Below are 6,283 nucleotides of genomic sequence, written 5' to 3' on the forward strand. Positions count from 1 at the left end.
CGCCGGGCTTCGGCCGCCCGGCCCTGGGCCCCGCCGCGGCCGGCGTCAGCGGGCATCCTCGACCCCTTCGAGCACGGGCTCACGCACCTCGGCCTCGGGCGCCTGCAGCGCTTCGGCAATGGCCTCGTCCACCCGCTCCAGCCAGATGAACTGCATCTGCTCGCGCACCTCGGCAGGGATGTCGTCGTAGTCGCGCCGGCTGCGCGCCGGCAGCATCACGCGCGTCAGGCCGGCCCGTGCCGCAGCCACGACCTTCTCCTTGATGCCGCCCACGGGCAACACCAAACCGCGCAGGCTGATCTCACCCGTCATGGCCGTGTCGTTGCGCACGCGCCGCCCCGTGAGGATGGACACGAGCGCCGTGAACATCGCCACGCCGGCGCTGGGGCCGTCCTTGGGCGTGGCCCCCGCGGGCACGTGCACGTGGATGTCGCTCTTGTCCAGCACCTCGGCCGCGATGCCCAGCTCGCTCGCGCGGGATTTGACGAGACTGTGCGCGGCCTGCGCGCTCTCGCGCATGACTTCACCCAACTGGCCCGTCAGGGTCAAGCGCCCCGCGCCCGGCACACGCGTCGCCTCGATGAAGAGGATGTCGCCGCCCACCGGTGTCCACGCGAGCCCGGTCGCCACGCCGGGCAGGCTCACGCGCATCGCGACCTCATCCTCGAAGCGCTCCGCGCCCAGCAGCTCGGGCACCTGCGTGGCCGTGATCGCTACGGGCTCGGTCCGCCCCTCGGCGAACTCCACCGCCACGTGACGCAAGGCGCGCGAAATCTCGCGCTCCAGATTGCGCACGCCCGCCTCCCGCGTGTAGTGGCGAATGATGCGCAGCAAGGCTTCGTCCACCACGCTCGCCTGGTCAGTCTGCAGGCCATTGGCCTCGAGCGCGCGGGGCACCAGGTAGCGGCGCGCGATCTGCAGCTTCTCGGCATCCGTGTAGCCTGCCAGACGGATGATTTCCATGCGGTCCAGCAGCGGGCCCGGAATGCTCTCGAGCATGTTGGCCGTGGCAATGAAGACCACGCGCGACAGATCGAAGGGCACGCCCAAGTAGTTGTCGCGGAAGGTGCCGTTCTGCTCCGGATCGAGCACTTCCAGCATCGCCGCCGACGGATCGCCATGCACGCCCGAGCCCATCTTGTCGATCTCGTCGAGCATCATCACGCAATCGCGCGCACCGGCCTTGCGGATGCCCTGGATGATGTTGCCGGGCAATGCACCGACATACGTGCGGCGATGGCCGCGGATCTCGGCCTCGTCATGCACGCCGCCCAGGCTCACCCGGACGAACTTGCGGCCCATGGCGCGCGCGATCGACTGGCCCAGCGAGGTCTTGCCCACCCCCGGGGGGCCCGCAAAGCAGAGGATCGGCGCCTTGCCGCGCGGTGCAAGCTTGCGCACGGCAAGATACTCGATGATGCGCTGCTTGATCTTCTCCAGGCCGAAATGGTCCGCATCGAGCACGCCGCGCGCGGCCTCGATGTCGATGGCGGTGTCTTCCGGTTCGGCCCACGGCAGTTCGATCAACGTGTCGAGATAGGTGCGGATCATGCCGTATTCGGCGGCGGCATCCGGCATGCGTTCCAGGCGGCGCAACTCCTTTCGGGCGGCCTTCTCCACATCCTCGGGCATGCCGGCCTTGCCGATCGCCTCGGCCAGATCCGCGAGCTCCTGACTCTTGCCCTCGTCCTCACCGAGCTGCTTCTGGATGGCGGCCATCTGCTCACGCAGCAATACCTCACGCTGGCGCTCGTCGAGCGACGCCTTGGTCTGACGATCGATCTCCTGCGACAGGCGCAGCACCTCGATGCGCTGGGCGAGCAGACGCGAGACCTTGTCGGCGCGCGCACCGAGGTCAACGGTCTCGAGCAAGTCCTGCTTGGCGTCTGGCGTGGCGTCCAGGTAGGCCGCCACCAGATCGGCCAGCGTTGGCAGCGTCTGGGCGGCATTGACCGCGGCGAGCAGTTCAGGCGGCGTCTGCGGCAGAAGCTGCAAGGCTTCCTCGGCTTGGCCCCGCAGGTGCATGAAGCGCGCGGCCAGATCCTGGGACTCGCCCACCTCAGGCTCGTCGATACGGCGCACGCGCGCAACGAGATACGGCTGCTCGCGCACGAACTGCTCGACGCGAAAGCGCTGCTGGCCTTCAGCGATCAGGTGATGGGTGCCGTCAGGCGCAGTGATGTAGCGCAGCACGTTGGCTACCACGCCGGTTCGGTGCAACCCGAGCACCGAGACTTCCGCCTCGGCTGGATCGCGCTGCATGAGCACACCGACGGGCAACCCGCGGCGCACAGCCTCCTGGGCTGCGGCCACGGAGGCCGGCCGGCCCACGGCCAGCGGCATGACCACACCGGGGAACAGCACGAAGTTGCGCACCGGCAGGATGATGAGCTCATCGGGTCCAAGCGCGGGCTCGGCACGCGCGGCGCCGGACGTGTCGACAGCCGGCGCCTGGGCCGGGGACAGCGAATAGGATTCAGTCATGGATGCTCCCGGGTCAGCCAAGCTTGCGCAGCGCGATGGTCAGGCAACCGTGCACGACGGTCGGCCGCAGGATCTCGAACCGCCCTGCCGGCAAGGCAAGGCGGCGCTCGAAACGGCCCTGGGGCAATTCGAGGCGATGGATGAAGGCGGTGGCAAGTTCGGGCGGTCGCACGCGCTCGCCGGCGATCACGAGCACGCCTTGCTGAATGGTGACCTGGATATGTTCCGGGTCCACGCCGGGCAGTGCGGCGAGCACGAGGAGCGCGTCCTCGGTCTCGAGCACGTCCACCGGGGGCTCCCAGGCGGGAGAGCGGCTGCGTTGCCGGGGTAGCGGTTCGAACATCTGCCGGTGCATCCGTTCCGCACGCGCCAGCATCTGCACGGCGTCGGACCACATCCACGAACGCGGATCAGGGTGCTTCATCGATAGCCTCCAAAGCCGGCCGCCCGCAGCGGCCGTCACATCCATGCACGTCGGCACAGCGGGAGGGTGCCGACCCTATTGCGCGCGCAAGGCCTCCAGGGCCTTCATACCCGCGATGCCGTCTTCGCGCAGATTCAGACGACGCTGCTCGGCGCGAATGGCGTCCCGGGTCTTGGCCCCGGGAATGCCATCGGCCGTGCCGAGATCGTGACCCCGGGCGAGCAACAGCGTCTGCAGTTCACGAATCTCGGCGCGCGACAGACCGGGATCATCCGTGGGCCACGGGGTGGCCAGATCCGTGCCGCCGGCGAGGCGATTCACGAGCAGCGCGACCGACAAGGCATAGCGATGCGAGCGGTTGTAATGCAATATGGCGTCGAAATTCGAGGTTGCAAGGAACACTGGCCCCTTGCTGCCCGTCGGGGCGAAAAGATAAGCGCGCGCGCTGCCTGCACCCACGGACAACGGGCCCCCATCGGCCGCCCGCACGCCCGCGTCGATCCATTGGCCGAACGTGCGGCGATCCTCGTTGCGCAGGATCTCCGCGTCAGGGCTGTCCGGCAGGCCTTTGGCGATGCCGGCCGGCAGGCGTACCTCGACCACGGGCGGCAGGCCGTGCGTCCATTGCGCGCCCCGCTTGCGCAGATGGTTAGCCGTGGAGGCCAGGGCGTCCGGCAGCGAGTGGTAGAGATCTGGTTTGCCGTCGCCATCGCCATCTGTGGCGAGTTCGTAGAACGAGGTGGGGATGAACTGGGTCATGCCGAATGCCCCGGACCACGAACCGACGAACTCGTCGCGCTGCACCAGACCGTCGCGCAAGAGCCGCACGGAGGCATACACGTTCGCCTTCCAGAGGCGATTCGATTCCGTGCAGGCGCGCGTCACCCAGGCATCGAGCACCGGGGTCTTGCCCAGCTGCCGGCCGTAGTTTGTCTCGATGCCGAAGATGGCCACGAGGATCTCGGGATCGACCTGGAAGCGCTCGCCGATGACGTCGAGCTTCGGACGAATGTCGGTGAGCACGGCCTTGCCATCATCCACCCGCTCCTGGTCGACGGCCTTGGCGAGATAGGCCCACCACGTATCGCGATGCTCCGGTTGTGAGCGCGCCGCACTGATCGTGCTCTCGAGCAGCTGCACGCCCTGCGTGTAGCGGTCGAAGTCAGCGACCGACACGCCATTGGCAGGCGCGTCGGTGCGCAGTTGGGCCAGGCAAGCACTCGCGTCGCGGCCGGCTGCTGCCTGGGCATGGGCCGTGACGGGGCCGATGAGAAGGAAGGCCGTCGCAACGGCGGGCAGGGCAACACGGATCTTCACGGGGGACGGGCTCCAGATCGACGAGGACGCGCAAGCCGCGCGCGTTGGGCGCGCCGCTTGCGAAGTGGTCTTCGACGATAACGGCGGTCGCCCCGCCCAGCAAGGAGCGCGCCATGACAGAGTGCAACGCCAACCCTCGACGCACGCGCCCAGGCGAAGGCAGTGTCCGGGTCGGCATCGGCGGCTGGTCGTTTGCACCGTGGCGCGGCACGTTCTACCCCGAGGGCTTGCCGCAACGCGAAGAGCTCGCACACGCCAGCCGGGCGCTGGGCATGATCGAGATCAACAGCACCTTCTATCGCAGCGCGACGCCCAAGCAATATGCCACGTGGCGAGACGCCACGCCCGATGGATTCGTGTTCTCCGTGAAGGCACCGCGATATACCACCCAGCGACACACCCTGGCCGATGCCGGCGAATCCATCGAACGCTTCGTCACCGGTGGCGTGACCGAGCTGGGCGACAAGCTCGGGCCCCTGCTGTGGCAGCTGCCACCGAGCCGCGTCTTCGATGCCGGGGACCTGCGCGCATTCCTGGCGATGCTGCCGCGCCAGCAGCACGGCATTACCCTGCGACACGTCGTCGAAGTGCGCCATGCGAGCTTTTTGCAGCGCGAGTGGCTGACGCTCGCGCGGCGTTACGGCGTGGGCTGCGTCTTCACGGACTCGCCGGACTACCCCTCGTTCGCCGACCCGACGTCCGACGTCATCTACGCTCGCCTCATGAACGCGAGCGAACGTCGCAAGGCCGGCTATACCCCACGCGCGTTGGACGGCTGGGCGCGCGTGTGCCGCGTCTGGTCTCAGGGCGGCACCCCCGCGGAACTGCCGCGCATCGAGCCTGCAGCGCCCGCGCCGAGTGGCCCGCGCGATGTGTTCATCCTCTTCATCAACGGGTACAAACCCCGCGCACCAGCCGCCGCGCTTGCCCTGCAGACGAGGCTCGCTGACGCCGGTGCCGGACGCACGCGGCATCAAAAATGCTAGGGGCAGCGCCAGCCGGAGGGTTGCCGGCGGTATCGCGGAGAAACATTTATGCACACCATCGTGCGACGCCCCCTGCTGCTGGCAGTCACAGGCGCTCTCTTCATCCTGCTCGGGCTCTTCCTCGCCCTGGGCGGCATCTGGCTCATGTTCCTGGGCGGCTCGTGGTTCTATCTGCTCGCCGGACTGCTGCTGGGCGGCAGCGGGTATCTGATCAGCCGCGCCGACACGCGCGGGCGGTGGCTGTACACGCTGCTGTTCGTACTCACGCTCGTGTGGAGCCTGTGGGAAGCCGGCCTGGATTGGTGGCCTCTCGCGGCGCGTCTGGACGTACCTTTCCTGCTCGGACTGTGGCTGCTCAGCCCCTGGGTGCGGCGGGCCTTCGTTCGCGCTCGCCAACAGCCCGTGGTGACGACGGGGGAACCGCCGGCCGATCCGCTGGACGACACCGTGCACGCCGTGCCACCGCCGGCGGTGACGACCACCTCGCCCGCCTCTCTCGTGCTCGCCCGCGCGCCGCTTGCCATTGCGCTGGTGGTATTTGCCGCGATTGCGATTGCCTCCTGGTTCATCGATCCCCATGACATCGAAGGTCGCCTGCCGCCGCAACGCTCGGCCGCGAGCGATCAGGACCCCGGGGCGCCCGCGGTGCCCCCGGGGGAATGGCATGCCTACGGGCGCACGGGCTTCGGCCAGCGCTATTCGCCGCTCACACAGATCAATCCGCAGAACGTCAGCAGCCTGAAGGAAGCGTGGCGTTATCAGACCGGTGACGTGCGCGGGCGGCCTGGCGATCCCGAAGAAACCACCTTCCAGGTGACGCCGCTCAAGATCGGCAATCGCCTGTTCCTCTGCACCCCCCATCAGTCCGTGATTGCGCTGGAAGCCACCACGGGACGCGAACTCTGGCGCTACAACCCGCTCGTGCAGAGCGATCTCGCGCTCCAGCATCTGACCTGCCGCGGCCTGTCCTATCACGACGGGCGCGGCGCAAACGCGGCACCTACGCCGGTGTCGCTGGCCGCGGGAGATGCGCCGGCACCGCCGCAGGCGTCGGCCGACGCCCCCGCCGGGG

At 68.5% G+C, this 6,283-nt stretch carries 4 protein-coding genes and 1 pseudogene; 2 read left to right on the forward strand and 3 right to left on the reverse strand.

Translation table 11 applies throughout. The features are described 5' to 3' along the window. Positions 1-45: 45 nt before the first annotated feature. From lon to IMZ29_RS21965, 3 genes are all read right to left on the reverse strand, one after another. Positions 46-2,484, reverse strand: coding sequence for an endopeptidase La (gene lon, locus IMZ29_RS21955; protein WP_216188353.1), 2,439 nt, complete (start codon positions 2,482-2,484; stop codon positions 46-48). A gap of 13 nt (positions 2,485-2,497) precedes the next feature. Further along, on the reverse strand, positions 2,498-2,908 hold the full coding sequence (locus tag IMZ29_RS21960) for an Hsp20/alpha crystallin family protein (protein ID WP_216188355.1): 411 nt from the start codon (positions 2,906-2,908) through the stop codon (positions 2,498-2,500). Between the two features lie 75 nt (positions 2,909-2,983). Further along, positions 2,984-4,225, reverse strand: coding sequence for a lytic murein transglycosylase (locus IMZ29_RS21965; protein WP_371820393.1), 1,242 nt, complete (start codon positions 4,223-4,225; stop codon positions 2,984-2,986). 113 nt (positions 4,226-4,338) lie between these two features. Between IMZ29_RS21965 and IMZ29_RS21970 the strand changes: the two genes are divergently transcribed. Continuing rightward, on the forward strand, positions 4,339-5,211 hold the full coding sequence (locus IMZ29_RS21970; protein ID WP_216188360.1) for a DUF72 domain-containing protein: 873 nt from the start codon (positions 4,339-4,341) through the stop codon (positions 5,209-5,211). A 48-nt stretch (positions 5,212-5,259) separates the two neighbouring features. Further along, positions 5,260-6,283 (forward strand): annotated as a pseudogene (locus IMZ29_RS21975) (hypothetical protein); the annotation flags it as partial.

The sequence above is a fragment of the Verticiella alkaliphila genome (assembly GCF_018904615.1).
GTDB classification, from domain to species: Bacteria; Pseudomonadota; Gammaproteobacteria; order Burkholderiales; family Burkholderiaceae_B; genus Verticiella; species Verticiella alkaliphila.